26 protein-coding genes are annotated in these 25,583 nt (G+C 60.8%); 12 read left to right on the forward strand and 14 right to left on the reverse strand.

Going from position 1 to position 25,583, the window contains the following annotated elements:
- Window positions 1–71 precede the first annotated feature (71 nt).
- A complete protein-coding gene (locus E4P00_RS22340) occupies window positions 72–1,073 on the forward strand; it encodes an LLM class flavin-dependent oxidoreductase (protein ID WP_103734088.1) in 1,002 nt (333 codons plus the stop codon).
- Window positions 1,074–1,130: 57 nt separating this feature from the next.
- Here E4P00_RS22340 and E4P00_RS22345 read toward each other — a convergent pair whose 3' ends face one another.
- On the reverse strand, window positions 1,131–1,352 hold the full coding sequence (locus E4P00_RS22345) for a DUF1161 domain-containing protein (RefSeq protein ID WP_103734089.1): 222 nt from the start codon (window positions 1,350–1,352) through the stop codon (window positions 1,131–1,133).
- 116 nt (window positions 1,353–1,468) lie between these two features.
- Window positions 1,469–1,684, reverse strand: coding sequence for a dodecin (locus E4P00_RS22350; protein WP_005783406.1), 216 nt, complete (start codon window positions 1,682–1,684; stop codon window positions 1,469–1,471).
- 157 nt (window positions 1,685–1,841) lie between these two features.
- Here E4P00_RS22350 and E4P00_RS22355 point away from each other — a divergent pair, with 157 nt between their 5' ends.
- The gene (locus E4P00_RS22355) at window positions 1,842–2,168 is read left to right on the forward strand and encodes a DUF883 family protein (protein WP_003187304.1); all 327 of its coding nucleotides are present in this window, start codon (window positions 1,842–1,844) and stop codon (window positions 2,166–2,168) included.
- Window positions 2,169–2,176: 8 nt separating this feature from the next.
- On the opposite strand, the gene E4P00_RS22360 is transcribed toward E4P00_RS22355, so the two are convergent.
- Complete coding sequence (locus tag E4P00_RS22360; protein WP_078822706.1) at window positions 2,177–3,073, reverse strand: LysR family transcriptional regulator; 897 nt, start codon at window positions 3,071–3,073, stop codon at window positions 2,177–2,179.
- Window positions 3,074–3,184: 111 nt separating this feature from the next.
- Here E4P00_RS22360 and trpB point away from each other — a divergent pair, with 111 nt between their 5' ends.
- From trpB to E4P00_RS22375, 3 genes are all read left to right on the forward strand, one after another.
- Entirely contained in the window at window positions 3,185–4,411 is a 1,227-nt protein-coding gene (gene trpB, locus E4P00_RS22365) for a tryptophan synthase subunit beta (RefSeq protein WP_005783404.1), read from the forward strand.
- Complete coding sequence (trpA, locus tag E4P00_RS22370) at window positions 4,412–5,221, forward strand: tryptophan synthase subunit alpha (protein WP_005783403.1); 810 nt, start codon at window positions 4,412–4,414, stop codon at window positions 5,219–5,221.
- A gap of 170 nt (window positions 5,222–5,391) precedes the next feature.
- Window positions 5,392–7,050 carry a BBE domain-containing protein gene (locus tag E4P00_RS22375; RefSeq protein WP_248133097.1) on the forward strand — a complete coding sequence of 553 codons (1,659 nt, stop codon included), beginning with the start codon at window positions 5,392–5,394 and terminating at the stop codon, window positions 7,048–7,050.
- Window positions 7,051–7,085: 35 nt separating this feature from the next.
- Here E4P00_RS22375 and E4P00_RS22380 read toward each other — a convergent pair whose 3' ends face one another.
- The 6 genes from E4P00_RS22380 to E4P00_RS22405 all read right to left on the reverse strand — a co-directional run bounded on the left by E4P00_RS22380 (window position 7,086) and on the right by E4P00_RS22405 (window position 12,737).
- On the reverse strand, window positions 7,086–8,390 hold the full coding sequence (locus E4P00_RS22380) for an MFS transporter (RefSeq protein WP_078822703.1): 1,305 nt from the start codon (window positions 8,388–8,390) through the stop codon (window positions 7,086–7,088).
- Between the two features lie 84 nt (window positions 8,391–8,474).
- Window positions 8,475–9,623, reverse strand: coding sequence for a galactonate dehydratase (gene dgoD / locus E4P00_RS22385; protein ID WP_005783400.1), 1,149 nt, complete (start codon window positions 9,621–9,623; stop codon window positions 8,475–8,477).
- 48 nt (window positions 9,624–9,671) lie between these two features.
- Window positions 9,672–10,292 (reverse strand): 2-dehydro-3-deoxy-6-phosphogalactonate aldolase, encoded by a 621-nt coding sequence (locus E4P00_RS22390; RefSeq protein ID WP_005783399.1) that lies wholly within the window; start codon window positions 10,290–10,292, stop codon window positions 9,672–9,674.
- A gap of 1 nt (window position 10,293) precedes the next feature.
- Complete coding sequence (locus E4P00_RS22395; RefSeq protein ID WP_248133099.1) at window positions 10,294–11,253, reverse strand: 2-dehydro-3-deoxygalactonokinase; 960 nt, start codon at window positions 11,251–11,253, stop codon at window positions 10,294–10,296.
- Window positions 11,254–11,429: 176 nt separating this feature from the next.
- Window positions 11,430–11,756, reverse strand: coding sequence for a DOPA 4,5-dioxygenase family protein (locus E4P00_RS22400; protein ID WP_078822701.1), 327 nt, complete (start codon window positions 11,754–11,756; stop codon window positions 11,430–11,432).
- A 30-nt stretch (window positions 11,757–11,786) separates the two neighbouring features.
- Entirely contained in the window at window positions 11,787–12,737 is a 951-nt protein-coding gene (locus E4P00_RS22405; protein WP_032878587.1) for a LysR family transcriptional regulator, read from the reverse strand.
- A gap of 103 nt (window positions 12,738–12,840) precedes the next feature.
- Between E4P00_RS22405 and betC the strand changes: the two genes are divergently transcribed.
- The 3 genes from betC to E4P00_RS22420 all read left to right on the forward strand — a co-directional run bounded on the left by betC (window position 12,841) and on the right by E4P00_RS22420 (window position 17,016).
- Entirely contained in the window at window positions 12,841–14,355 is a 1,515-nt protein-coding gene (betC, locus tag E4P00_RS22410) for a choline-sulfatase (RefSeq protein ID WP_005783394.1), read from the forward strand.
- An 18-nt stretch (window positions 14,356–14,373) separates the two neighbouring features.
- On the forward strand, window positions 14,374–15,288 hold the full coding sequence (choX, locus tag E4P00_RS22415) for a choline ABC transporter substrate-binding protein (protein ID WP_032878589.1): 915 nt from the start codon (window positions 14,374–14,376) through the stop codon (window positions 15,286–15,288).
- Window positions 15,289–15,447: 159 nt separating this feature from the next.
- The gene (locus tag E4P00_RS22420) at window positions 15,448–17,016 is read left to right on the forward strand and encodes a SulP family inorganic anion transporter (protein WP_248133101.1); all 1,569 of its coding nucleotides are present in this window, start codon (window positions 15,448–15,450) and stop codon (window positions 17,014–17,016) included.
- Between the two features lie 6 nt (window positions 17,017–17,022).
- Here E4P00_RS22420 and aroE read toward each other — a convergent pair whose 3' ends face one another.
- Window positions 17,023–17,841, reverse strand: a complete 819-nt coding sequence (aroE, locus tag E4P00_RS22425) for a shikimate dehydrogenase (RefSeq protein ID WP_032878592.1) — start codon at window positions 17,839–17,841, stop codon at window positions 17,023–17,025.
- Window positions 17,841–18,773 (reverse strand): oxygen-dependent coproporphyrinogen oxidase, encoded by a 933-nt coding sequence (hemF, locus tag E4P00_RS22430; RefSeq protein WP_032878593.1) that lies wholly within the window; start codon window positions 18,771–18,773, stop codon window positions 17,841–17,843. The genes aroE and hemF overlap by 1 nt, the downstream gene beginning before the upstream one ends.
- Window positions 18,774–18,950: 177 nt before the next feature.
- Between hemF and E4P00_RS22435 the strand changes: the two genes are divergently transcribed.
- Window positions 18,951–19,928, forward strand: coding sequence for a quinone oxidoreductase (locus E4P00_RS22435; protein WP_032878594.1), 978 nt, complete (start codon window positions 18,951–18,953; stop codon window positions 19,926–19,928).
- A 94-nt stretch (window positions 19,929–20,022) separates the two neighbouring features.
- Here the strand turns inward: E4P00_RS22435 and E4P00_RS22440 are convergent, their stop codons facing one another.
- The 3 genes from E4P00_RS22440 to E4P00_RS22450 all read right to left on the reverse strand — a co-directional run bounded on the left by E4P00_RS22440 (window position 20,023) and on the right by E4P00_RS22450 (window position 22,598).
- Complete coding sequence (locus tag E4P00_RS22440; protein ID WP_032878595.1) at window positions 20,023–20,580, reverse strand: L-threonylcarbamoyladenylate synthase; 558 nt, start codon at window positions 20,578–20,580, stop codon at window positions 20,023–20,025.
- A gap of 77 nt (window positions 20,581–20,657) precedes the next feature.
- Complete coding sequence (gene dprA / locus E4P00_RS22445) at window positions 20,658–21,758, reverse strand: DNA-processing protein DprA (RefSeq protein WP_223017807.1); 1,101 nt, start codon at window positions 21,756–21,758, stop codon at window positions 20,658–20,660.
- A gap of 63 nt (window positions 21,759–21,821) precedes the next feature.
- Window positions 21,822–22,598 carry a peptidoglycan-binding protein gene (locus E4P00_RS22450; protein WP_078822696.1) on the reverse strand — a complete coding sequence of 259 codons (777 nt, stop codon included), beginning with the start codon at window positions 22,596–22,598 and terminating at the stop codon, window positions 21,822–21,824.
- A 135-nt stretch (window positions 22,599–22,733) separates the two neighbouring features.
- Here E4P00_RS22450 and def point away from each other — a divergent pair, with 135 nt between their 5' ends.
- The 3 genes from def (at window position 22,734) to rsmB (ending at window position 25,570) form a co-directional block, all read left to right on the forward strand.
- Window positions 22,734–23,240: a peptide deformylase gene (gene def, locus E4P00_RS22455; RefSeq protein WP_005783383.1), complete on the forward strand. Its 507-nt coding sequence runs from the start codon at window positions 22,734–22,736 to the stop codon at window positions 23,238–23,240.
- Window positions 23,241–23,309: 69 nt separating this feature from the next.
- Window positions 23,310–24,263 (forward strand): methionyl-tRNA formyltransferase, encoded by a 954-nt coding sequence (gene fmt / locus E4P00_RS22460; protein WP_078822695.1) that lies wholly within the window; start codon window positions 23,310–23,312, stop codon window positions 24,261–24,263.
- On the forward strand, window positions 24,260–25,570 hold the full coding sequence (gene rsmB / locus E4P00_RS22465) for a 16S rRNA (cytosine(967)-C(5))-methyltransferase RsmB (RefSeq protein ID WP_248089252.1): 1,311 nt from the start codon (window positions 24,260–24,262) through the stop codon (window positions 25,568–25,570). Before fmt ends, rsmB begins: the two co-directional genes overlap by 4 nt.
- The last annotated feature ends 13 nt before the right edge of the window (window positions 25,571–25,583 follow it).

Below are 25,583 nucleotides of genomic sequence, written 5' to 3' on the forward strand. Positions count from 1 at the left end.
AGTATGCACATGCAGCGGCAGGTTTTAGCTCGTTTAAAAAAGCCTGTACGCCCTATTGGAGAAGCAGGCTGATGAAATCGCTGTCCGACGTAAAGTTTTCGACCCTCGACCTGGTGCCCGTGCGTGCCAATGGCAGCCCGGCGCAATCGCTGCGCAATTCCCTGGACTTGGCCCAACACGTGGAAAAGTTCGGCTACAACCGCTTTTGGGTAGCTGAGCACCACAATATGGACGGCATCGCCAGTTCTGCCACTTCAGTATTGCTCGGCTATCTGGCTGGCGGCACCTCGACCATTCGTGTCGGTTCCGGCGGCGTCATGCTGCCTAACCACGCGCCCTTGGTGATTGCCGAACAGTTCGGCACTCTGGAAAGCCTCTACCCAGGCCGTATCGACCTGGGCCTGGGCCGCGCGCCCGGTTCTGACCAGATGACCGCTCGCGCCCTGCGCCGTGAACGTTCCGGCAGTGCCGATGACTTCCCCGAAGACGTAGCCGAACTCATGGCCTACCTGGGCCCGCGTACGCCCGACCAACGGGTGATCGCCGTACCGGGCACGGGCACCAATGTGCCAGTGTGGCTGTTGGGTTCGAGCCTGTTCAGCGCGCAATTGGCCGGTGAGCGTGGCTTGCCCTACGCCTTCGCCTCCCACTTCGCACCGCGCCTGATGCATGAGGCGATTCGTGTGTACCGCAATCACTTCAAGCCTTCGGCGGTACTGGACAAGCCCTACGTGATGCTCGGCATTCCACTGGTGGCAGCCGATACCGATGAACGGGCCGATTACCTGGCCACCTCGATGTACCAACGCATCCTCGCGCTGATGCGCGGCCAGAGCCTGGTGCAGCGCCCACCGGTAAAAACCATGGACGGCTTGTGGCTGCCCCATGAAAAAGACGCGGTGGGTAGCTTCCTTGGCCTGGCCATGGTGGGTAGCCCGGCGAAGATTCGCGCCAAGCTGGAGGTGTTGATCGAGCAGACCGGCGCCGATGAGCTGATTTTTACCAGTGACCTTTATGAGCACGCTGACCGGATTCATTCCTACGAGCTGCTGGCACAGGTGATGAAGGGCTGAAATCCAAGCGAAAAAAACCGACGCACTTGCGTCGGTTTTTATGTCTGGAGCACGGAATCAACCGCGCTTGTAGACAATTTCCTTGGTGTCGCCGCCGCACGTCCCTACGACGTCACCATCCGCTGCGGCGCCTTTATCTACGATTTCCAAAGAGTAATGCGGTACGCCCTTGGCATCGATTTTCGCTGCGATCTCGCTTTTCAGCTCCTCACAGTCCTTGGCTGCCATCGCCGTACCCGCAATGCTCAACAAACCCACCGCCAACAGAAACTTCTTCATCCGTTACTTTCCTTGCGCTGATCAAAAAGAGCGTGCCAACGCTCATCGCATCGGCACGCATACGTTGTAGCGCAGGTTATGGCAATCGGCCAGCGGGCAAAGTTCAACTGAGCGGATTAACTACTTGCAATTCGGAACCCCACTTTCAGCGTGACCTGGAAGTGCGCGGCCTTGCCATCCTTGATGTGACCACGGGTTTCAGTCACCTCGAACCACTCCAAGTGCTTGATGCTTTTGTTGGCTTCAGCCAGAGCATTGTTGATTGCGTCTTCGATGCTGGTGGTGGAAGAGCCCACCAATTCGACTTTCTTGTAGGTGTGATGATCACTCATGGCGTTTCTCCTATAGGTCGTCAATCAAGACTAGCAGCGAATGTGCTTACTGCTTCTGGCGACCGCTTGGAGGTGAAAGTTCAGAATTACTGCACTTTCTGAAACCGGCGCAGTCGGTATCTACACACGCCACTCAATCACTTCAGGAGATGTCCACATGGCCAACACTTCTTTACGCAAAGCGTCGCTGGAAAGCATGGAAGCCGAGATTTCGAGCCTGCTCAAATCTCTGGAGAGCCTCAAGGACGACGCGTCCGATGAGTCGCGCAAAACACTGAAGGCCCTGAAAAGCAATGCCGAGAATGCCCTCAAGCACTCTCGCCACCTGATCAGCGACGCCTATGAAGAAAGCAAAGTCAAAATCCGCGAAACCAGTGCCGCCACCCGTGACTACGCACAAGAGCACCCATGGACGACCGCTGGCGTCGCCGTGGGCGCGCTGGGCCTGCTGGCGGCTTACCTGCTGTGCAAGCGCGGTGACTGATTGACCGGTTACACCGGTTGACGCAACAGCTCAGCCTTGAGCCATTGCGCCAACTGCCCGGCGCGCCCATCTGCGGCGCGCTTGGGTAGCCACAAAGCCAGGTGCGCCGGGGTTTCGCTGAAGCCCCACGGCGCCACCAGGCGACCCGCTCGCAGGTCCTCTGCCACCAGTGGTTCTGGCGCAATCGCCACTCCCAATCCTGCTACTGCCGCTTCCAGCAAATAATACAAGTGCTCAAACCCCTGGCCGAGTTTCAACGCGCCGGGCTCGATGCCGTGTTGCCGCGCCCAGCTGGGCCAGGCTTGGGGTCGTGAGGTGGTGTGCAACAACGCTTCGCTTAGCAATGCCGTTGCTGGAGCCTGACGCAACTGTTCAAAACCTGCGAAACGAGGGCTCAACACCGGGCCGATTCGCTCGCTGGCCAGCTCATACACCTGCATATCGGCCGGCCACGGCGGCTCGGCGAATACCAGTAAGGCGTCCAGGCCAGGCCGCCGGGGGTCCAGATCGCCTTCGCCCGCCGACAGGTGCAGGCGCAAATCGGGCAAGTCGGCATTCAAGCGCCCCAGCCGAGGGATAAACCAGCGCGCCAGCAAGCTACCCGAACAGCCGAGCACAAAGGGTGCGTCGGCGCTGCTTTGGGTAAGTTCGGCGCACGCGTCCCGCAACCGCTCGAAAGCCTCCACGCTGGCATCCCGAAGCCGAACGCCTGCATCTGTGAGTTTAAGGCCACGTCCATCCTTGACGAACAGGCTCACACCCAAATGTTCTTCCAGGACTTTCAACTGCCGGCTGACCGCACCGTGGGTCACGTGCAGTTGCTCAGCGGCCTGGCTGACGCTACTGAAGCGGGCGGTGGCTTCAAAAGCACGCAAGGCATTGAGGGGTGGAAGGTCGCGGCTCATCTGTGAGTTTTCCTGACAGGTTACGGCGATCTTATCGGTTTTCAGGCCAAAGCGTCAGGGGTAGAGTGGCCGTCATTGCCTCTCAACACACATTCATTCCTGGAGCGCCCCATGACCCAGTCCCAGACCGATCTACGCAACGGCCCTGACGCCAACGGCCTGTTTGGTGCGTTCGGCGGCCGCTACGTGGCTGAAACGCTGATGCCGTTGATCCTCGACCTGGCCCGTGAATACGAAGCGGCCAAAGTGGATCCAGCGTTCAATGAAGAGTTGGCCTACTTCCAGCGCGATTACGTCGGACGCCCAAGCCCGCTGTACTTCGCCGAACGCCTGACGGAGTTCTGTGGCGGCGCCAAGATCTATCTCAAGCGCGAAGAGCTGAACCACACCGGCGCGCACAAGATCAACAACTGCATCGGCCAGATCCTGCTGGCACGGCGCATGGGCAAGAAACGCATCATCGCCGAGACCGGTGCCGGTATGCACGGCGTAGCCACCGCTACCGTTGCCGCACGCTTCGGCCTGCAATGCGTGATCTACATGGGCACCACCGATATCGAGCGCCAGCAGGCCAACGTGTTTCGCATGAAGCTGCTGGGTGCCGAAGTGATCCCGGTGGTCGCCGGCACCGGCACCCTCAAAGACGCCATGAACGAAGCCCTGCGTGACTGGGTGACCAACGTCGACAGCACCTTCTACCTGATCGGCACCGTGGCCGGCCCGCATCCTTACCCGGCCATGGTGCGCGACTTCCAGGCCGTGATCGGCAAGGAAACCCGCACCCAACTGCAAGCCCAGGAAGGCCGCCTGCCGGACAGCCTGGTGGCGTGCATCGGCGGTGGCTCCAACGCCATGGGCTTGTTCCACCCGTTCCTGGATGACACCAGCGTCGAAATCATCGGCGTCGAAGCAGCGGGCCATGGCATCGAAACCGGCAAGCACGCCGCCAGCCTCAACGGCGGCGTACCCGGCGTGCTGCACGGCAACCGCACCTTCCTGCTGCAGGACGACGACGGCCAGATCATCGACGCCCATTCGATTTCCGCCGGCCTCGACTACCCCGGCATCGGCCCTGAGCACGCCTGGTTGCATGACATCGGCCGCGTCCAGTACACCTCGGTAACTGATGACGAAGCCCTGGATGCATTCCACAAATGCTGCCGCCTGGAAGGGATAATTCCTGCGCTGGAAAGCGCCCACGCCCTGGCTGAAGTGTTCAAGCGCGCACCCACCCTGCCCAAGGATCATCTGATGGTGGTCAATCTCTCGGGCCGTGGCGACAAAGATATGCAGACCGTGATGCATCACATGGAACAGTCCAAGCAGGAGAAACACTAAATGAGCCGCCTGCAAACCCGCTTTGCGCAACTCAAGGAACAAAACCGCGCCGCCCTGGTGACCTTCGTCACCGCTGGTGACCCGGGTTATGACGCCTCGCTGGCGATCCTCAAGGGCTTGCCGGCCGCCGGCGCCGACGTGATCGAGCTGGGCATGCCCTTCACCGATCCGATGGCAGACGGCCCGGCGATTCAACTGGCTAATATCCGTGCGCTGGACGCCAAGCAAAACCTGGCGAAAACCCTGCAAATGGTCCGCGAGTTCCGCACCGACGACAGCGACACCCCCCTGGTGTTGATGGGCTACTTCAACCCAATTCACAAATACGGTGTGCCGCAGTTTATCGCCGATGCGAAGGCAGCCGGCGTCGACGGCCTGATCGTGGTCGACATGCCACCTGAGCACAACGGCGAGTTGTGCGACCCGGCTCAGGCCGCGGGCATCGACTTTATCCGCCTGACCACGCCGACCACCGATGACGTGCGCCTGCCGACGGTGCTCAACGGCAGTTCCGGGTTTGTGTATTACGTGTCGGTAGCAGGCGTGACCGGTGCCGGCGCCGCCACGCTGGAACACGTCGAAGAAGCGGTCACGCGTCTGCGTCGCCACACCGACCTGCCGATCAGCATCGGTTTCGGTATTCGTACACCGGAACAAGCTGCGGCCATTGCGCGCCTGGCCGACGGTGTGGTGGTGGGTTCGGCACTGATCGATCACATCGCCAATGCCGGCAGCGACCAGCAAGCGATCGATGGCGTGCTGAGTCATTGCGCGGCGCTGTCGGCAGGTGTGCGCAACGCACGCAAGTAAGCACCTGCGTTTTGAAACTTGCGCTACGCTGAGGGGTGACACCACGTCACCCCAACGCACTTCCATGCCTATTGCCGTCTAACCACCCTCGCAAGCCCCCCCGCATTTCTTGCTTCCCGGTCGTTAAGTTAGTTGCATCAGAAGTCATCCCTGGCTCTCAGGAGTACATCATGGCCTTTGATCTCATTACCTCTTCAGACTCCCGTCACTCAACCTTGCAAAAGGGCTTCAACCTGCGCTGGCCGTTGGGCAATGTGCAGGGTCAGTCTTCGCAAAATGGCGCCAACCTGATCTACCTCTGCCGCAGCCCACAAGACATCATTGACGCCGCCGCGCAGGCATTGGCCCTTCCCGAGGGGCGCATCACCGTACGCAGTGGTGGTCATTGCTACGAAGGCTTTGTCGCCAACAAGATGCCCGACAGTCCACTTGAGGTACTGTCGATTCTGGATATCAGTGCGTTGAACCAGGTGGTCTACGACGCCAGCGGGCAAATCGGCTCCGAGCTGGACCCCAGCGCTGCTGAACGCTATAGCTTTCGCCTGGAAGCCGGCGGACAAAACTGGGATGCCTATGTCGCGTTATACAAGCTGGCCAACAAAACCCTGCCCGGTGGTTCGTGTTATTCAGTGGGCCTTGGCGGACATATTTGCGGAGGCGGCTATGGGCTGCTGTCGCGCAAATATGGACTGGTATGTGACTGGCTCAGCGGTGTGGATATCCTGGTGCCCGACAGCCTTGGCAAAGGCCTCGAACCGCGCCACGTTTCTCGCGACAGCACCAATCAGGACGAACTGGACCTGTTCGCCGCGTGTTGCGGTGCCGGTGGCGGACAGTTCGGCATCATCACCAGCTATTACTTCAAAGACCTGCCACCGGCACCGAAAGAGGTACTGTGGCTGGTGTTGGAATGGGACTGGTCCGTACTGACCAAGCCTGCACTCGATAACCTGCTGGCGGCCTATCAATCATGGTTCGCCAGCAATCAAAGCAACACGGGCACTTGGGGCCTGGCGACCAAGCTGGAGATGCGCCACCAGCACACAGGCAATGTGACCCTGGGTATTCACTATGTGGACAAGGATGGCGAACTGAACGAGCGAGCCCCTTTCGATGATTTTGTCGACAAGATGCTGACAGCCATCGGGCTACCTGCTACCGAGTCACTGGTGCCGTTTCACGTCATCCATCAGCCGCGTGGTAGCTGCGCGGGACGCACCATCAATTCATTGGAATCCGCCGAGGAAGCTACCCAACGCCTGGATTGGCTGGTATGCCAACAGACATTGAATGGCTCGGGGGACAACCAGCGTGGGCGTTATAAGTCGGCTTATCAGAAGGGCGTGTTCAGCCCTCAAGTGCTGGACGCCATCTGGACCACATTGACCTGGCCAGACCCTGATAACCACCTGACACAAAGCCTCATTCAGATTCAGTCTTTCGGTGGCCAGATCAATGCCGCCAGCGAGCCAGTGCGCAGGGAGTCGTCAGCCGCTCAGCGCTCGTCATACCTCAAGTGGCAACCGCAATGTTACTGGCGCGGCGATAGCGCCGCCTCGGATCAAGCCCATGCCGACTGGATCCGAGGGTTGTACTTCAACGCGTTCGCCGATGATCAGGGCGTACCGATCAACGACGAGTTTGAAGGTTGTTACATCAATTACCCCGACCTCGATATGACCTACATCGGTGGCAATCCGGCCAATGGCAAAAACCCACAGTGGTACAAGATCTTCTTTCCCGACCTGATCATCGAAAGCCGCCTGCGGCGTACCAAGCAGCGCTGGGACCCACACAACATTTTCCATAACGAAATGTCGGTGCCGTAATCGCGAAAGAAGGGCGACTCCAAGGTCGCCCTTTTTTACAGCTCGATCCGTTCGACTTTACCTACAAGCAATATGTAGGAAAGTGCTCCCAGCAACGCCAGCACCGCGATGTAAGTAATCGCCGGCGCAAACGACGAACCACTGGCCAGAAAGCCAATCACGATGGGCGTAGCGATTGCCGACAGGTTACCGATGAAGTTGAACACGCCTCCGGTCAGCCCCAGCAACCGCGCAGGCGCCAAGGTCGAAACCAGCGACCAGGTGATCGACGCCAGGCCATTGCCGAAAAATGCCACCGCCAGAAACGCGATGACCCACGCCGTGGAGTCCACGTAGTTGGCACCGATGATCGCCGTGGAAATCAGCAGCCCACTGATGATCGGCAACTTGCGGGCAAAGCCTACCGAGGCACCACGACGGATCAACCAATCGGAAAACACCCCCGAACACAGCACGCCCACAAAAGCGGCCAGGAACGGCAACGACGCCAACAAACCTGACTGGATAAAGTCCATGCCGCGATATTTCACCAGGTACGTCGGGAACCAGGTCAGGAAGAACCATAGCGTAGAGTTCAGGCAGAACTGCCCCAGGTAGATGCCCCAGAGTTTGCGCTTGCTCAGCACGATACCGAGGTCGACCCAACTGAAGGGTGCCTTGGCCGTTTGCGCCTGCATGTCCACCAGCCCACCACCGTCACGGATCAACTGGATTTCAGCCTCATTGGCGCCTTTGAAATCTTTGGGCTCGCGATACACCGCGTACCAGATCGCGGCCCAAAGGATGCCGACGCCACCGGTTACCACAAACACCATGTGCCAGCCGTACTGATGCTGCAGCCACGCCAGTACCGGGGTGAGGAACGCCAGGCCGACGAATTGCCCGGAGGTGTAGACGCCGATAGCCGTGGCGCGCTCGCGCTCGGGAAACCAGGTGGTGACCACACGGCTGTTGATCGGGTACGCCGGCGCTTCCAGCGCGCCCACCGCCATGCGCAGCACAAACAACGCAATAAAGCTGGCGGCGAACCCAAGCATAACGGTGGCAATCGACCACAGCAGCAGGGCGGCCGTATACAGAATGCGCGGCGGCACCCGGTCTACCAGCCAGCCGCCGGGGATTTGCATGGCCGCGTAAGTCCAGCCGAAAGCGGAAAAAATAAGCCCGACCTGCACCGGGTCGATACCCAGCTCGCTGGTCAGCGCAGGCGCGGCAATCGACAGGTTGCTGCGGTCCAGGTAGTTGATCACCACGGTGATGAACAGCAGCACCATGATGAAGAAGCGCTTTCGGCTAGGCGTGACTAAAGAAGCCTGCCCGGTGTGGGATTCAGGGTGCATGGGGTGCCTCTTTTTATGTTTGTTGAGGACAAAACGTGTTGAAGGAACGCGGTCAATGTGGGAGCGCATTCCTTCAGATAAAAATCACCACTCGGCAAAACTGCCATCGGCGTGGCGCCAGATCGGATTGCGCCAGCGATGGCCGATAGCCGCGCGCTCAATCACATATTCCTCGTTGATCTCGATGCCCAGGCCCGGGCCGTTGGGGATCTTCACAAAGCCCTGGTCATAGTCGAACACGCCCGGGTCGCGCACGTAGTCGAGCAGGTCGTTGCTTTCGTTATAGTGGATACCCAGGCTTTGCTCCTGGATAAATGCGTTGTAGCAAGCCGCATCCAGTTGCAGGCACGCTGCCAGGGCAATCGGGCCCAGCGGACAGTGCAGGGCCAGGGCCACGTCGTAGGCTTCGGCCATGTTGGCGATCTTGCGGGTTTCGGTAATCCCGCCTGCGTGGGAGGCGTCCGGCTGGATGATGTCGACGTAGCCTTCGCTGAGCACGCGCTTGAAATCCCAACGCGAAAACAGGCGCTCGCCCAGGGCAATCGGCGTACTGGTCAGCGGCGCAAGTTCTTTCAATGCTTCGTAGTTTTCGCTGAGCACCGGTTCTTCAATGAACATCAGTTTGTAAGGATCAAGCTCTTTCATCAGCACCTTGGCCATGGGCTTGTGCACGCGGCCATGAAAGTCGACGCCGATACCGACGTTAGGGCCCACCGCATCGCGCACGGCAGCGACATTGGCCAGCGCCAGGTCGACTTTGTCGAAGCTGTCGAGGAACTGCAGTTCTTCGGTGCCGTTCATTTTCACCGCCGTGAAGCCACGAGCCACGGCCTCTTTGGCTGCACGGGCAGTGTCGGCGGGACGGTCGCCACCGATCCACGAGTACACGCGAATCTTGTCACGCACCTGGCCGCCCAGCAGATCGCTGACCGAGACGCCCAGCGCCTTGCCCTTGATGTCCCACAACGCCTGGTCGATACCGGCGAGGGCGCTCATGTGCACGGCACCGCCGCGATAGAACCCGCCGCGATAGAGCACCGTCCAGATATCTTCAATATTGCGTGGGTCTTTGCCGATCAGGTAGTCGGACAGTTCTTCGACGGCGGCGGCCACTGTGTGAGCGCGGCCTTCGACCACGGGCTCACCCCAGCCAGTCACGCCCTGGTCGGTTTCGACCTTGAGGAAGCACCAGCGCGGCGGGACGATAAAGGTCGTCAATTTGGTGATTTTCATCTCTTGTCTCTCTTATGGATGCAGCGCCTGCGGGCGCGGAACTTGCTATCAGCTCAGGGCTTTCCAGGCGGCGACATAAGCCTGGGCACGGCTCGCGACCTGATCCACTGTCATTCCCGGCTTGAACAAGCCGGAGCCCAACCCGAACCCTTTCGCGCCGGCGTCGATAAACACCTGCATGTTGTCCGGCGTAACACCGCCTACCGGCAGCAGCAGCGTGCCCGCCGGCAATACCGCCAGCCACGCCTTGATCACCGAAGGACCGATCTGCTCGGCCGGGAACAGCTTCAATACGTCGGCGCCTTCGGCCAGTGCGGCAAACGCCTCGGTTGGCGTCGCCACGCCAGGCGACAAGTACAGGCCTGCGGCCTTGGCGGCGCGCAGTACTTTGGCATCGCTATGGGGCATGACAATCACCTGGCCACCAGCCGCCTTCACCTGCTCGACCTGTTCAGGCGTCAACACCGTGCCGGCGCCGATCAGGCAATCGGCGGGCAGGCTGTCGCGCAGGGTGCGAATGCTGGTGTACGGCTCCGGCGAATTGAGCGGGACTTCGATCACACGAAAACCCGCGTCGTACAACACCTGGCCGATGGCCTGGGCTTCGTCCGGGCGTATGCCACGCAGGATTGCGATCAAACCGTTTTGCGCGAGTGCTTGCTTGAGCATGTCAGGCCTCCGTTACAGGTTGAGTGAGCCCAGCCGCCACGGCCAATTGCCACAGGCCGCGCTCGGTGGCTTCCTGCGCCAGGCTGACGTGGGCGAAGCCGCAAAGGGCCAGAGCGCGTTGATAGCGGGCGCAGAGTGGGGCGGCGCCAACCAGGATGATCGGCTTGGTTTTGGCGCTGTCTGGCAAACCGGCGAGTTCGTGGCCGATCAACAGGCCGGACAGGTAGTCGGGCTGCTGGTTGGGTGCAAGCTCAGCCGTCAGGCCCAGGGTACGGGCACTGAACAAGGTCGACAGCACGCCACGCCTGCCATCCTTTGAAAGCGCCACGTGCACGCCACGGTCAAAGGCCTCGGCCTGGAATTGTTCGCTCGGCTGCTGAGTGCGGCCCAGGATGCTGTGCTTGCTCAATACCGCGAACAGTTCACCGGTCATGAAGGTGTCGAAATGCGTAATGCGGCCTTCACTCACCTCGACCCATTTAGAGTGGCTGCCGGGCAACCCGATCAACACTTGGGCCCCAAGCCCCTGCAGCACGCCGAGTACCTGGGTTTCTTCGCCGCGCATCACATTGGGTAAACCCGCTTGCTCGATCACCCCCGGCACAATATGCACATCCACCCCGCGCAGGCTGCGCACGCGGTGCAACGCCAAGCCCAGGCTGGCGACATCCACAGGCGTGGCGCAATAAGCCGCCTCGCTCCAACCCTGCGCGCTGCCAACCATACCGCAGGCAATCACTGGCAATTCAGGCTGGGCGTCGAGCCAATCGCCGCAGGCGCTATCGAATGCCAACTCGAAGCCGTCAGTGCAATGAATACCGTTGATGTCCCGTGGCTCGCTGGGCAAATGCATGATGCCCCAGGCTTGCGCGCGCTGTTCCAGCACAACGCCCGCCGAGCCGAGTTTGTAAGCACGAAGGGAGCTGGTCCCCCAATCGAGCGCGATCAATTGCGCCTGCATCGCTTCACCTGAAATGAGTGGGTGCTGAAAAAAACCGATGGGCGAATATAAACCTACGGACCGGAATATCTCAATATATAAATATCGATCCCACATAATGAGACAAAGCAAGATTAATCCTACACCGTTCCCTGTTTTTACTTAGGGAAAGGCAAGGCTTTATCTGATAGGGAAAGTTAAAAAACCGACAGATTCAGCTCGCGCATCGCACCCATCCAGATCGCGTAGTCGGTGTGGTCCTTCAGGTCATCGCCGGTTTCAGGGTGCAGGAAGACCACCAGGCCATCGCGGTGCAGCGCCAGCCACGGCAACACCACGCCGATGTATTCCGGCTCGAATGCCAACTGGCAGCTCCAATCCGGATGCGGGCCCACCGGCCGCTCATGCACACGGCCCATGCGCAACGGGAACAGCCTGGCGGCGTCCTCACAGAGCGTGCGCGCCTGGTCGATGGTGCTGGCGTCGAAGTAGATATGGGCGTGATAGCCCTTGATACGTTGCATGACGGACTCCGGATCCACGATGTGCCGATCCTAGACCGCAATCGAAGGCAGGGCCAGCCCGGTCAACGACTGCGCACTGCTGGCCTGTTCCGCCATCAGCCATTGGACAAAACGCTCAACCAACTGCCCGCGGCGTTTGCGCTGGGGTTGCACCACGTAATAACCGAAACGCGAGGTCACTGTGGGGCTGATCGGTCGGCACAGCCAGTTCTGTTCCAGCAGGTTATCCACCAAATGGCGCCAGCCGATGGCAACGCCCTGGCCGGCAATCGCAGCCTGAATCAGCAAGGTGTAGTTGTCGAAGCGCAATTGCCCGGGAGTTGGCGCAGCGGATATACCCAATTGGCGGAACACCCCGCTCCAGTCGAACCATTGGCTGTTGTTTTCCTGACGCAGGTGCAGCAACGGGTACTCGGGCAAGGATTGCACCGTCATCGGCGCGGCCTGAGCCTTGAGCCACTGCGGGCTGCATACCGGGAACACTTCCTCATTGAACAACCACAGGCTGTCGCCCTGCTTGAAACGGCCATCGCCGAACAGCACCGCCACATCAATATCGCTGCGCAGGCTGGCATGGTTGCGCTCACTGGTAACCAGGCTCACATCCACCTGCGGGTTGGCCTGGTGAAAGCGATGCAGGCGCGGCATCAGCCAATAGGCGGCGAAGGCGAAGTCGGTAGCCACTTGCAGTACTTCGTGCTGGTCCTGTTGGGTGATGGTGCTGAGCCCTTGATTGATGCTTTGCAGGGCGCCCTGTACGTGCTCGAACAACAGCACGCCGGCGTCGGTCAGTTCGATACCGCGATAGATGCGGTCAAACAGGCGGATTGCCAGTTGTTCTTCAAGACGCTTGATCTGCTGGCTGACCGCCGGCTGGGTGGTGCCAAGCTCCATCGCCGCGGCGGTAAAACTGCGGTGGCGCGCCGCCGCTTCGAAGGCTCGCAGCAGATCGAGAGAGAGGTTACCCAGCGCTTCATACATAAGCTGTCGTTATCCTAGGCATTGCTTGTCATGGGCTTTACCCTGATTTCCATGGGCCGCATTCTCATTGGCATAAACACTTACTATGGAATGCCGAGAAACCATGAAGCGCAAGAACATTCTTTTCATCATGGCCGATCAAATGGCCGCGCCCATGCTGCCGTTCTACGGGCCTTCCTCGATCAAGCTGCCCAACCTCAGCCGCCTCGCCGCCCAAGGCGTGGTATTCGAGGCCGCCTATTGCAACAGTCCGTTGTGTGCGCCTTCGCGCTTCACTCTGGTCAGCGGCCAGTTGCCGAGCAAGATCGGCGCCTACGACAACGCTGCCGATTTCCCCGCCGATGTGCCGACCTATGCCCACTACCTGCGTCGCCTCGGCTACCGCACCGCGTTGTCGGGCAAGATGCATTTCTGTGGCCCCGACCAGTTGCACGGCTATGAAGAACGCCTGACCAGCGATATCTACCCCGCGGATTATGGCTGGGCGGTGAATTGGGATGAGCCCGACGTACGCCCCACCTGGTACCACAACATGTCTTCGGTGCTGCAAGCGGGCCCGTGCGTGCGCACCAACCAGCTGGACTTCGACGAGGAGGTGGTGTTCAAGGCGCAGCAATACCTGTTCGATCATATCCGCGAGGACGGTGATCGGCCCTTCTGCCTGACCGTATCGATGACCCATCCCCACGACCCTTACACCATTCCCAAGCCGTTCTGGGACCTGTACGACGACGCCGACATCCCTTTGCCTGCAACGCCGGCGCAAGCAGAGCTGGACCCACACTCCCAGCGTCTGCTCAAGGTCTATGACTTGTGGGATAAACCGCTGCCTGTGGACAAGATCCGCGATGCCCGTCGCGCCTACTTCGGTGCGTGCAGTTACATCGACAGCAATGTCGGCAAACTCCTGCAAACCCTGGAAGACACCGGCCTGGCTGACGACACCCTGATCATCTTCTCCGGCGACCACGGTGACATGCTCGGCGAGCGTGGCCTCTGGTACAAAATGCACTGGTTTGAAATGGCCGCCCGCGTGCCGCTGCTGATCAGCGCGCCGGGCCAATTCGCGGCTGGGCGGGTCACTCAGGCCGTGTCCACCGCCGACCTGCTGCCGACCCTGGTGGAGCTGGCCGGCGGCGAGCTGGACCCGCACTTGCCGTTGGACGGTCGCTCTCTGGTCCCGCACTTGCAAGGGCAGGGCGGGCATGACGAAGTGTTTGGCGAATACATGGCCGAAGGCACCATCAGCCCATTGATGATGATTCGCCGGGGCGCCTACAAATTTATCTACAGCGAAGACGACCCTTGCCTACTGTTTGATGTGCGCAACGACCCGCACGAGCGGGAGAACCTCAGCCTGTCAGCAGAACATCGCTCGCTGTTCGAGGCCTTTTTGCATGAGGCGCGGGCCAAATGGGACATCCCGGCGATCCATCAGCAAGTGCTTGCCAGCCAGCGTCGCCGCCGTCTGGTGTTTGAGGCACTGACTCAAGGCACGCTCAAGAGCTGGGATCACCAGCCACAGGTGGATGCCAGTCAGCAGTACATGCGCAACCATATCGACCTCGACGACCTGGAGCGCAAGGCACGTTATCCACAACCCTGCCAAAACCAATAAACAGACAGAGGGAAGGCCATGCAAAAGTTGACCGTGGTACTGAGCATATTGGCGCTGGGCAGCGCCAACGTGTACGCAGACGCTCGCTGTGAAACGGTAAAGATGGCCGATCCAGGCTGGAGCGACATTGCCGCCACCAATGCCATTACCGGCTTTTTGCTGACGGGCATGGGCTACAAAGCCAAGGTCGATACCCTGGCGGTGCCGATCACCTTTGGCGGGCTCAAGGACGGCCAGGTGGATGTGTTTCTCGGCAACTGGATGCCGGCGCAACAAGGTTTTTATGACAAGTTCGTGGCCAACGGCGATGTGGTGCAACTGGCGAAGAACCTCGACGGCACCGAGTTCACCCTCGCGGTGCCGGACTACGTATGGGACGCCGGCGTACGTGACTTTGCCGACCTGAACAAGTTTGCCGACAAGTTCGACAAGAAGATCTACGGCATCGGCTCCGGCGCGCCGGCAAATATCTCGTTGCAGGAGATCATCAAAAAGAATGACTTCGACCTGGGCCAGTGGAAGCTGATCGAATCCAGCGAGCAGGCGATGCTCGCCGAGGTGTCGCGAGCGGTGAAGAAACAGCGCTTCGTCACCTTCCTCGGCTGGACGCCGCACCCGATGAACGTGCAGTTGAAAATGCATTACCTCAAGGGCGGCGAGCAGTATTTTGGCGCCACCGGTAGCGTGTATACCTTGACCCGCAAGGGTTACGCCCAAGCCTGCCCGAATGTCGCCAAACTGCTGACCAACCTGAGTTTCACCCAGGAGATGGAGAACGGCATCATGGCGCAAGTGGCCAACAACAAGGTCAGCAATGCCGAGGCGGCCAAGGCGTGGATCAAGGCCAACCCCGCGGTGCTGGACAAGTGGCTCGACGGCGTGAAAACCCTGGATGGCCAGGATGCGTTGCCCGCGGTCAAAGCCCAACTCTAAGATGCGCCTGGATCCAAATGTGGGAGGGGGCTTGCCCCCGATGACGGCCTATCAGCTATGAATGTATTGGCTGAAACGCCGCTATCGGGAGCAAGCCCCCTCCCACAGGGAGCCGGTGTGTACTGATACTCTAAGCCAAACCTTCTACCCGAGCCTGCGATGCCCCGGCCCAACCGCCACACACTCTTCCCCTTCCTCAGCTGGCTCCCGCGCCAAACCCGCGCCAGCGTCGGCCGGGATGCGATCGTCGGCCTCAGTGGCGCCGTACTGGCCCTGCCACAGTCGATTGCCTACGCACTGATCGCCGGCCTGCCACCGGAATACGGGCTCTACGCGGCGATCATCCCGGTCTTGATCGCTTGCCTGTGGGGCTCTTCCTGGCACCTGATCTGTGGGCCCACGGCGGCGATTTCCATCGTGCTTTACGCCAGTATCAGCCCCTTGGCCGTGCCAGGTTCCCAGGACTACATCACCCTCATCCTGTTGCTGACCTTCCTCGCCGGGGTGTTCCAGTGGTTGCTCGGCCTTCTGCGCTTTGGCGCGCTGGTGAATTTTGTCTCCCATTCGGTGGTGCTGGGTTTCACCCTGGGCGCCGCGGTGGTGATTGCCCTGGGGCAGTTGCCGAACCTGCTGGGGCTGGACTTGCCGAGCCAGGCCACCGCCCTCAACAGCCTGCTGGCGCTGGTCGACCATGGCGGTGAGTGGGATCGTGCGTCCGTGATCCTCGGGCTCGGCACTTTGCTGGTGGGCGCGCTGCTCAAGTCTCTGGTGCCACGCTGGCCGACGCTGTTGATCGCTTTAGTCTTGGGTAGCCTGACGGCATGGCTGTGGCCGACGATGTTCGGGCATGTGGCGCTGGTCAGTTCGTTTATCGGCCAGTTGCCGCCGTTCAGCCCATTGCCGATGGACCTGGACCTGGTACTGCGCCTGTTGCCCAGCGCGGTGGCGGTGGGGATGCTGGGGTTGGTGACCAGCCTGTCGATTGCACGCTCACTGTCGGCTCGCTCGCAACAATTACTCGACGCCAACCAGGAAGTGCGCGCCCAGGGTTTATCCAACATCGTTGGCGGATTTTTCTCCGGCTACCTGTCAGCCGGTTCGTTCACCCGCTCGGGCCTCAGTTACGAGGCGGGTGCTTGTTCGCCCCTGGCTGGGGTGTTTTCCGCGCTGTGGGTGGCGTTATTTGCGTTGTTCGGCGCGACGTTGATCGCGCATATTCCCATCCCCAGCATGGCCGCCAGCATCCTGCTGATTTGCTGGGGTTTGGTGGATCATCGAGGGATTCGTGCTTTGTTTCGTGTCAGCCGCGCCGAATTCGTGGTGATGGGCCTGACGTGTGTCGCCACCTTGCTGCTGGAGCTACAAACGGCGATTTATGCCGGGGTGTTGGCATCGCTGTTTTTCTACCTCAAGCGCACTTCGCAACCACGGGTTCAGCAATGGCGCGATGGGGACGAGGATGTATTACGCGTGGGTGGCTCGATCTTTTTTGGCGCCAGCCATTACCTGCAAGTACGCCTGCAAAGTCTGCAGGGCACACGGGTGGTGATCGAAGCGCAGCAGATCAATTTTATCGACTACTCCGGGGTGGAGATGCTGCATCAGGAGGCGCGACGGTTGGCGCGGTTGGGGCGTAGCCTGACCTTGCGTGGGGCCAGGCCGCAAGTAATCGAAGAGTTAAGAAAACTGGAAGGGGCCAACAGTTGCCCCCTCCATTTCCAAGATTGAACACGATCAGGCCAATTGACGGCGTAGTTCGGCTAACACCGGTGCTGAATCAGGGCGCACACCACGCCACAGGAAGAAGGCTTCCGCTGCCTGCTCCACCAGCATCCCCAAACCATCCATCGCCACCACAGCGCCGTGTTCCGCAGCCCAGCGGCAGAACGCGGTAGGTTCCTTGGCGTACATCATGTCGTAGCAGAACGTCTTGCCCGGCTCGATCAGGCTGCCGGCAATCGGCGGTACATCGCCTGACAGGCTGGCGGACGTGGCATTGATGATCACGTCCACCGGCTCACGTAGCCAATCGAAACCACTGGCAGACACCGGGCCCAGGTCGTCGAACAGCTCAGCGAGCAGCTCGGCCTTTTCCACGGTGCGGTTGGCGATGATCAACGAAGAGGGTTGCTGTGCCAGCAACGGCTCAAGTGCACCGCGCACCGCGCCACCGGCTCCCAACAACAGGATGCGTTTGCCTTGCAGGTTCAGCCCGGCGTTGACCGTCAGGTCGCGCACCAGGCCGGCGCCGTCGGTGTTGTCTCCCAACAACGTACCGTCCGCCAGTTTGCTCAGGGTGTTCACGGCTCCAGCACGCTGGGCACGTTCAGTCAAGGTATCGGCCAAACGATAGGCGTCTTCCTTGAACGGCACGGTCACGTTGGCGCCACGGCCCTGGCGAAAAAACTCACGGGCGCAGTGGGTGAAATCCTCCAACGGCGCGAGCAACGTGCTGTAGTCCAGTTGTTCGCCGGTCTGCTCGGCGAACATACGGTGGATCAGCGGCGATTTACTGTGGCCGATGGGGTTGCCGAACACGACATAACGGTCCATCACACCGCCGCCTTGGCTGCAACGACGCCGAGCCAGTCGCGGTCTTGCAGGAAATAATCGGTGAGGCGCGCCTCTTCGCTACCGGCCTCGGCCTTCCAGTCGTAGCTCCAACGGACCTGGGGCGGCAGCGACATCAGGATCGACTCTGTACGCCCGCCCGACTGCAAACCGAACAGGGTGCCACGGTCATAGACCAGGTTGAATTCGACGTAGCGGCCCCGGCGGAACTCCTGGAACTGACGCTGCTGCTCGGTATACGCCATGGCCTTGCGACGTTGCACAATCGGCAGGTAGGCATCGATATAGGCATCGCCGATGGCACGGATAAAGGCGAAACAGGTGTCGAAGCCCCATTCGTTCAAGTCATCGAAGAACAGGCCACCGATACCGCGAGGTTCATTGCGATGCTTGATGTGGAAATAGGCGTCGCACCAGGCTTTATAGCGTGCGTACACGTCCGGGCCAAAGGGCGCACAAGCTTGCTCGGCCACACGGTGCCAGTGGACGCAGTCTTCTTCGTTGCCGTAATACGGGGTCAAGTCAAAGCCGCCACCGAACCACCACACCGGTTCTTCGCCTTCTTTTTCAGCGATGAAAAAGCGCACATTGGCGTGGGATGTCGGCACATGCGGGTTATGCGGATGAATCACCAGTGACACGCCCAAGGCTTCAAACCCCCGACCAGCCAGCTCAGGCCGATGGGCACTGGCGGACGGTGGCAAACCGCTGCCAAACACGTGGGAAAAGTTAACGCCGCCTTTTTCGATCACCGAACCGTTCTCGATCACACGGGTGCGACCGCCACCACCGGCAGGCCGGGTCCAGGCGTCTTCGATAAAGCGAGCGTCCGTCTCGAAGGTTTCCAGGGCGTTGCAAATGCGATCTTGCAGGTCAAGCAGGTAGGCTTTAACGGCCTCGGTGCGGGTAGTCATGGCATCACCTTGAATCGGGCAAAGCTACGCGAGGCCATTGGGCGTCGGCGGCAAATGGGCGCACAGGATACCACTGCACCCACATGCCACTGCACTTAGGTGCGCGGCAGTTGACGAAGATCAAGCTTAGGAGTCCGATAGGGGGCTACGCAGATTCGAACCCAAGGAGAAGTGCAGATGGCCAAACGTATCCAGTTCAGCGCCCACGGCGGCCCCGAAGTACTTGAGTATGTGGACTACACGCCAGCGGAGCCTGGCCCACAACAGGTGCGGGTGCGTAACGAGGCCATCGGTCTGAACTTCATCGACACCTATTTTCGCAGTGGCCTCTACGCACCGCCCGCGCTGCCATCCGGCCTGGGCGCTGAAGGCGCTGGTGTCGTCGATGCCGTGGGCAGTGAAGTCACCCAGTTCAAAGTCGGCGACCGCGTGGCCTACGGCAGCGGCCCGCTGGGTGCCTACAGCGAGTTGCATGTGTTGCCCGCCGCCAACCTGGTGCACCTGCCGGATGACATCAGTTTCGAGCAGGCCGCCGGGGCCATGCTCAAGGGCCTGACCGTGCAATACCTGTTGCGCCAGACCTACGAATTGAAAGGCGGCGAAACCATCCTGTTCCACGCGGCTGCCGGTGGCGTGGGCTCCCTGGCCTGCCAATGGGCCAAGGCCCTGGGCGTGAAGCTGATCGGCACCGTGAGTTCGCCGGAAAAGGCCGCCCTGGCCAAATCCCTCGGCGCCTGGGAAACCATCGACTACAGCAAGGAGAATGTCGCACAACGTGTGCTGGAATTGACTGACGGTAAAAAGGTGCCGGTGGTGTACGACGGCGTCGGCAAGGACACCTGGCTGACCTCTCTGGACAGCGTGGCGCCACGGGGTTTGGTCGTAAGCTTTGGCAACGCGTCGGGCGCGGTGGACGGGGTGAACCTGGGCATTCTGTCGGCCAAGGGCTCGCTGTACGTGACCCGCCCGACGCTGGCGACCTACGCCAACAATCCGGCGAACTTGCAGGCGATGGCGGACGATCTGTTTTCGATGATCAAGAGCGGCAAGGTGCGCATTGATATCAACCAGCGCTACCCGCTGGCGGATGCGGCCAAAGCGCAGACCGAGTTGTCGGCGCGACGCACGACTGGCTCAACCATTCTGTTGCCTTGAGTGCGTCATCGCAGGCAAGCCAGCTCCCACATTTGACCGCGATGACTGATCAAATGTGGGAGCCGGGCTTGCCCGCGATGGCCGTGCCTCGATCTCAGGAGGGGCGCACAACCTCACCTGTCACCAGGTCCCGAATCAGGCTTGGGTTCTTGCGCCCACCCAGCGCGCCACCCAACACCAAGTCCACTTGCCCGCGGAAATACTGCTCCACGCGAATACGCGTGCGTGCCGCCGGGCGCCCCTGAGGGTTGGCCGACGTGGAGATCAACGGCCCGACCTGAGCGCACAAATCCCTCACCAACGGGTGATCAGTGACCCGCAACGCCACAGTGTCATGCATACCGGTGACCCATTCGGGCAACAAGTCCTGGTGGGGCACCAGCCAGGTATTCGGCCCGGGCCAGGTGCTGGCCATGCGATCGATCCAGGTGTCCGGGAAGTCTTCGAACAGGAAGTCGAATTGACGAATGTTGTCCGCTACCAGAATCAGGCCCTTGTCCACCGAGCGGTTCTTGATCGCCAATAGCCGATCCACCGCTTCTTCATTCCACGGGTCGCAACCCAGGCCCCAGACCGCCTCGGTCGGATAGGCAATCACCGCGCCTGCGCGAATTTCCCGTGCGGCTTGCAGCACACGCCACCTGTTGACCATTATTTAATCTCCGGACTAAAGCTCTGGGCAGTTTACCGATCTTCGTTACAAAACCCAGCGCCAAAAACCGGCAGCACCTAAACCTGGCAACGCGCCAGCCAGCGCCCGCTTTCGCAGATGACCTGGCCTTCCAGCTCCAGCTCCGTAAGAGTCGCCAGCACCTGGGACAACGGCCGACCACTGGCAATCGCCAGGGCTTCGCTGGTATGCGGCGCAGCATGCAGCAGTGCCACCAGTGGGTGGGTGATCGGCACCGGCGCAGGGCGCGATAACGCCTGCCAACCGCGCAGCGCCTCAAGGATGTGTTCGATGGTTTCCACCAGCACCGCGCCATCACGGATCAGTTGATGGCAACCCTTGGCACCGGGATGGTGAATGGAGCCAGGGATCGCATACACCTCGCGCCCTTGCTCTGCGGCCAGCCGTGCGGTGATCAGCGAACCGCTGGCCATGCTGGCTTCCACCACCAGAACCCCCAGCGAGAGCCCGCTGATAATCCGATTGCGCCGTGGAAAATTACCGGCCTGGGGCCCCGCGTCCAACGGAAACTCAGAAACCACCGCGCTGCCTTGGGCAATCATCGCGGCAGCGAGCTTGCGGTGGCGCTGTGGATAAAAATTTTCCAGCCCGGTGCCAAGCACCCCGACTGTACGACCGCCCACCTCCAGCGCTGCCTGGTGTGCTGCGCCGTCAATGCCCAGCGCCAAACCACTGGTGATGACAAAACCGGCGCTCGCCAGGCTGCGGGAAAACGCGGCGGCCGTGTCCATGCCGGGGCGGGAAGCACGCCGGCTACCGACCATGGCCAACTGTGGTTTTTCCAGAATGCCCGGGTCGCCCGCAACGAATAACAGCGGCGGTGCGTCGTCGATCTGAGCGAGCAAGGCCGGGTACTCAGGTTGGTCCCACATCAGCAAATGCTGGGCCGGACGCTCTAACCAGGCCAATGCCGTACTGGCGCCATCACGGATTTGCGGGCTACGCCGGGCATCGGCGCTGATGGCGGGCAACCCGAGGGAACGCCAGGCACTGGCGGGGGCACTGAGGGCCTTGGAGGCGCAGCCGAACGCTTGGATCAATACGTGAAAACGCTTGGGACCCAGTTCTGGCAGCCTGTGCAAGCGTAGTCGGGCTTCCAGCTCTGCCGGAGAAATTTCGCTACTGTTTATCGGATTCATTTGATCATCCTTGACCGGAACAAGCTGTGGATAACTCTGTTGGTAACTTATTTAGCAGGCTATTTATTGCGCTTGTTGACGGGTCTCGAAACGATCCTTTACAGCCAGCGCGCGTGAAGCACTGAGCACCAAGGCGTAGCTGAGTTTTTCATAGGTGCGAAACACCAGAAGAGTGCCGGCCCGTTCTTCCGGGAGTTGTGTTGGCGTGCCGGTAAGGACGTCTCGCACCGTGGCACCCGCCTTGATCACCGTCAGTAACTGGCCTTCGATCAATCCGTCGCGGCGGCCCTTGTTCAGGGTCACGGCGTCCAGAACACCAATCTGAGTGACGCCCCTGGGGATGTCGATGATGTGCCCTGCGATGAAAGCCGTGGATTTGGCTGACTCCAGGGTGTTCAGCGCGACCGGACGTTGGGCACCAAGCAAGCGGTCACCTGGACGGATTTCCTGGGTAACCCGCTGCACCGCCAGGGTGGTGAGGTCGTCGGCGAGTACAAAGCGTGCGGTGCCGATATCGTCGGCATTGATGCCCAGTAGCTCCTGGGTGCCTGGGTCGGTGTAGACCTTGCCTCGACGAAAGATTCCGTAGCTTGGCTGGGCCGGGTCCAGCTGACCGCGAGCATGCACGCGCTCACCGTTGGCCCCCAGCACGCGACCGCCTTGCGCTGCGACGATATAAGGCGCGTTGTCCAGGTCCTGGGGCGTATCGACAATCCGGTTATGCAGTAAAAAGTGCTGGATGGCCTGTTGCGTCGCGTGATCCAGGCGTTCAGTGGGCTTGGGAATCAACGCCATGGCGACGGGGGCCCACAGCAGCAAGACGAGTAGCGATTTCCTCATGGGGTGAATCTCCTTTATTATGTGCGTTCGCGTGAAATGCCTTGGCCCTCGTGGCTTCTGAGCGTTTCACACCGGCCGTGTGGGTCCATCCCACCGCCGATTGGTCTTTACCTCACATGTGCAGCAATTACGCTTATGGCTATTTTGAACATCCTCGAATTTCCCGACTCGCGCCTGCGCACGATCGCCAAGCCGGTGGCCGTAGTGGACGACAAGGTTCGTCAGTTGGTCGATGACATGTTTGAAACAATGTATGAAGCTCCGGGCATTGGCCTCGCCGCTACCCAGGTCAACGTGCATCTGCGTGTCGTGGTCATGGACCTGTCGGAAGATCGCAGCGAACCCCGGGTGTACATCAACCCCGAGTTCGAACCGCTGACCGATGAGATGGGCGAATACCAGGAAGGCTGCCTGTCGGTGCCGGAGTTCTACGAGAACGTCGAACGCCCGTTGCGCGTGAAGATCAAGGCCCTGGACCGTGATGGCAAACCGTTTGAGCTGATTGCCGAAGGTCTGTTGGCAGTGTGCATCCAACATGAATGCGACCACCTTAACGGCAAGCTGTTTGTCGATTACCTGTCCACGCTCAAGCGGGACCGGATCAAGAAGAAGCTGGAAAAAAAGCATCGCCAGCAAGCTTGATGCCCTTCTTCCAAAGGCTTGCTGCGGCAAGCCTTTTTCTTTTGTGACTGTTTTTAACCGAGAACTCCCATGACCGAGCCATTGCGCATTGTTTTTGCCGGCACCCCTGAATTCGCCGCCGAACACCTCAAGGCGCTGCTTGCCAGCCCTTATGACATCGTCGCGGTGTACACCCAGCCGGATCGCCCGGCCGGTCGCGGGCAAAAACTGATGCCGAGCCCGGTCAAGCTATTGGCGCTTGAACACAACATAGCGGTGCTGCAACCGCCGACCCTGCGTAACGCCGAAGCCCAGGCCGAACTGGCCGCGCTGAAACCGGACCTGCTGGTGGTGGTGGCCTACGGTTTGATCCTGCCCCAGGCGGTGCTGGATATCCCGCGCCTGGGTTGCATCAACAGCCATGCTTCGCTGCTGCCTCGCTGGCGTGGTGCGGCGCCGATCCAGCGCGCCGTGGAGGCGGGCGACAGCGAAAGCGGCGTGACCGTGATGCGCATGGAGGCGGGCCTGGACACCGGACCGATGCTGCTCAAGGTCACCACCCCGATCACCGCGCAAGACACCGGTGGCAGCCTGCACGACCGCCTTGCCGAAATGGGCCCACCTGCCGTGATCCAGGCCATCGCCGGCCTCGCAGCAGGCACCCTGGAAGGCGAGGTACAGGACGACAGCCTGGCCACCTACGCGCACAAATTGAACAAAGACGAAGCGCGCCTCGACTGGAGCCGCCCGGCCGTGGAGCTGGAGCGCCTGGTACGTGCCTTCAACCCATGGCCAATCTGCCATAGCACCCTGAACGGCGAAGCCTTGAAGGTGTTGAACGCGACCCTGGCCGACGGCAAAGGCGCCCCCGGCGAGATTATCGGCGCCAGCAAAGACGGGCTGTTGGTCGCTTGCGGTGAGCAGGCGCTGTGCCTGACACGTCTGCAATTGCCCGGCGGCAAAGCGCTGAACTTCAGCGATTTGTTCAATAGCCGCCGTGAGAAATTTGCCTTGGGCACGATCCTCGGGGTGGCCGCTCAATGAACCCACGTCTGGCCGCCGCCAAGGCACTCGCCGCCGTGCTCAACGGCAAAGCTTCGCTGAACAGTTCATTGCCGACACAACTGGATAAGGTCGAAGACCGGGATCGCGGTTTCACCCAAGACCTGGCCTTTGGCACCGCCCGCTGGCAGCCAAGGTTGTCGGCACTGGCAGCCAAGCTGCTGCAAAAACCGTTCAAGGCGGCAGACGCTGATGTCGAGGCGCTGTTGCTGGTGGGCCTGTATCAATTGCTCTACACCCGCGTACCGGCCCACGCCGCCATCGGTGAAACCGTCGGTTGCGCCGACAAGCTGAAAAAGCCCTGGGCCAAGGCCCTGCTCAATGCCGTACTGCGCCGGGCCCAGCGTGAAAGCGAAGCACTGCTGGCCGAGCTGGAACATGATCCGGTGGTGCGCACCGCCCACCCGCGCTGGCTGCAAAAATCCCTGAAAGCCTTCTGGCCCGAGCAATGGGAGGCTATCTGCGCGGCCAACAATGCGCACCCGCCGATGATCCTGCGGGTCAACCGTCGCCACCACAGCCGTGACGTGTACCTGCAATTACTCACCGACGCGGCCATCAATGCCAGCCCGTGCGTGTACAGCACCGACGGCATCGTGCTGGAAGCCGCCACCGATGTACGCAGCCTGCCGGGCTTTGCCGAAGGCTGGATCAGTGTGCAGGACGAGGCCGCGCAATTGGCGGCCGACCTGCTCGATTTGGCCCCCGGCCAGCGCGTACTCGACGCCTGCTGCGCGCCAGGCGGTAAGACCTGTCACATCCTTGAGGTTGAAAAAGACCTGGCCGGTGTAGTGGCTGTGGATCTTGAAGCCAAACGCCTGGTGCGCGTGCGGGAAAACCTTGCGCGCCTGGGCCTCAGCGCCGACCTGATCGCCGCCGACGGCCGCGACACAGCGACCTGGTGGGACGGCAAGCCATTCCAGCGCATCCTGCTGGACGCACCTTGCTCCGCCACCGGCGTAATCCGTCGGCACCCGGACATCAAGCTGACCCGCCAGCCCGACGACATCGCCGCCCTCGCGGTGCTGCAAGGCGAATTGCTTGACGCCCTGTGGCCAACCCTGGAAGTCGGCGGCATCCTGCTGTACGCCACCTGCTCCACGCTACCCACCGAAAATACCGAGGTCATCCAAGCCTTCCTCGCCCGCACCAGCGGCGCGCGCGAACTGGACCTCGCTACCAGCGCCGGCATCAAGCAGCCCCACGGCCGCCAACTGCTCGCGCAGGAAGGCGGGCACGATGGCTTCTACTACGCCAAACTGATCAAGATCGCCGCCGCACGCGGCTGAATGGGTTTAAGGG

The sequence above is a fragment of the Pseudomonas sp. B329 genome (assembly GCF_023127835.1).
Classification (GTDB): Bacteria; Pseudomonadota; Gammaproteobacteria; order Pseudomonadales; family Pseudomonadaceae; genus Aquipseudomonas; species Aquipseudomonas synxantha_A.

Coding starts and splice junctions, on each gene's coding strand:
- E4P00_RS22340 (WP_103734088.1), top strand. CDS start 72: ATGAAATCGCTGTCCGACGTAAAGTTTTCGACCCTCGACCTGGTGCCC.
- E4P00_RS22345 (WP_103734089.1), bottom strand. CDS start 1,352: ATGAAGAAGTTTCTGTTGGCGGTGGGTTTGTTGAGCATTGCGGGTACG.
- E4P00_RS22350 (WP_005783406.1), bottom strand. CDS start 1,684: ATGAGTGATCATCACACCTACAAGAAAGTCGAATTGGTGGGCTCTTCC.
- E4P00_RS22355 (WP_003187304.1), top strand. CDS start 1,842: ATGGCCAACACTTCTTTACGCAAAGCGTCGCTGGAAAGCATGGAAGCC.
- E4P00_RS22360 (WP_078822706.1), bottom strand. CDS start 3,073: ATGAGCCGCGACCTTCCACCCCTCAATGCCTTGCGTGCTTTTGAAGCC.
- trpB (WP_005783404.1), top strand. CDS start 3,185: ATGACCCAGTCCCAGACCGATCTACGCAACGGCCCTGACGCCAACGGC.
- trpA (WP_005783403.1), top strand. CDS start 4,412: ATGAGCCGCCTGCAAACCCGCTTTGCGCAACTCAAGGAACAAAACCGC.
- E4P00_RS22375 (WP_248133097.1), top strand. CDS start 5,392: ATGGCCTTTGATCTCATTACCTCTTCAGACTCCCGTCACTCAACCTTG.
- E4P00_RS22380 (WP_078822703.1), bottom strand. CDS start 8,390: ATGCACCCTGAATCCCACACCGGGCAGGCTTCTTTAGTCACGCCTAGC.
- dgoD (WP_005783400.1), bottom strand. CDS start 9,623: ATGAAAATCACCAAATTGACGACCTTTATCGTCCCGCCGCGCTGGTGC.
- E4P00_RS22390 (WP_005783399.1), bottom strand. CDS start 10,292: ATGCTCAAGCAAGCACTCGCGCAAAACGGTTTGATCGCAATCCTGCGT.
- E4P00_RS22395 (WP_248133099.1), bottom strand. CDS start 11,253: ATGCAGGCGCAATTGATCGCGCTCGATTGGGGGACCAGCTCCCTTCGT.
- E4P00_RS22400 (WP_078822701.1), bottom strand. CDS start 11,756: ATGCAACGTATCAAGGGCTATCACGCCCATATCTACTTCGACGCCAGC.
- E4P00_RS22405 (WP_032878587.1), bottom strand. CDS start 12,737: ATGTATGAAGCGCTGGGTAACCTCTCTCTCGATCTGCTGCGAGCCTTC.
- betC (WP_005783394.1), top strand. CDS start 12,841: ATGAAGCGCAAGAACATTCTTTTCATCATGGCCGATCAAATGGCCGCG.
- choX (WP_032878589.1), top strand. CDS start 14,374: ATGCAAAAGTTGACCGTGGTACTGAGCATATTGGCGCTGGGCAGCGCC.
- E4P00_RS22420 (WP_248133101.1), top strand. CDS start 15,448: ATGCCCCGGCCCAACCGCCACACACTCTTCCCCTTCCTCAGCTGGCTC.
- aroE (WP_032878592.1), bottom strand. CDS start 17,841: ATGGACCGTTATGTCGTGTTCGGCAACCCCATCGGCCACAGTAAATCG.
- hemF (WP_032878593.1), bottom strand. CDS start 18,773: ATGACTACCCGCACCGAGGCCGTTAAAGCCTACCTGCTTGACCTGCAA.
- E4P00_RS22435 (WP_032878594.1), top strand. CDS start 18,951: ATGGCCAAACGTATCCAGTTCAGCGCCCACGGCGGCCCCGAAGTACTT.
- E4P00_RS22440 (WP_032878595.1), bottom strand. CDS start 20,580: ATGGTCAACAGGTGGCGTGTGCTGCAAGCCGCACGGGAAATTCGCGCA.
- dprA (WP_223017807.1), bottom strand. CDS start 21,758: ATGAATCCGATAAACAGTAGCGAAATTTCTCCGGCAGAGCTGGAAGCC.
- E4P00_RS22450 (WP_078822696.1), bottom strand. CDS start 22,598: ATGAGGAAATCGCTACTCGTCTTGCTGCTGTGGGCCCCCGTCGCCATG.
- def (WP_005783383.1), top strand. CDS start 22,734: ATGGCTATTTTGAACATCCTCGAATTTCCCGACTCGCGCCTGCGCACG.
- fmt (WP_078822695.1), top strand. CDS start 23,310: ATGACCGAGCCATTGCGCATTGTTTTTGCCGGCACCCCTGAATTCGCC.
- rsmB (WP_248089252.1), top strand. CDS start 24,260: ATGAACCCACGTCTGGCCGCCGCCAAGGCACTCGCCGCCGTGCTCAAC.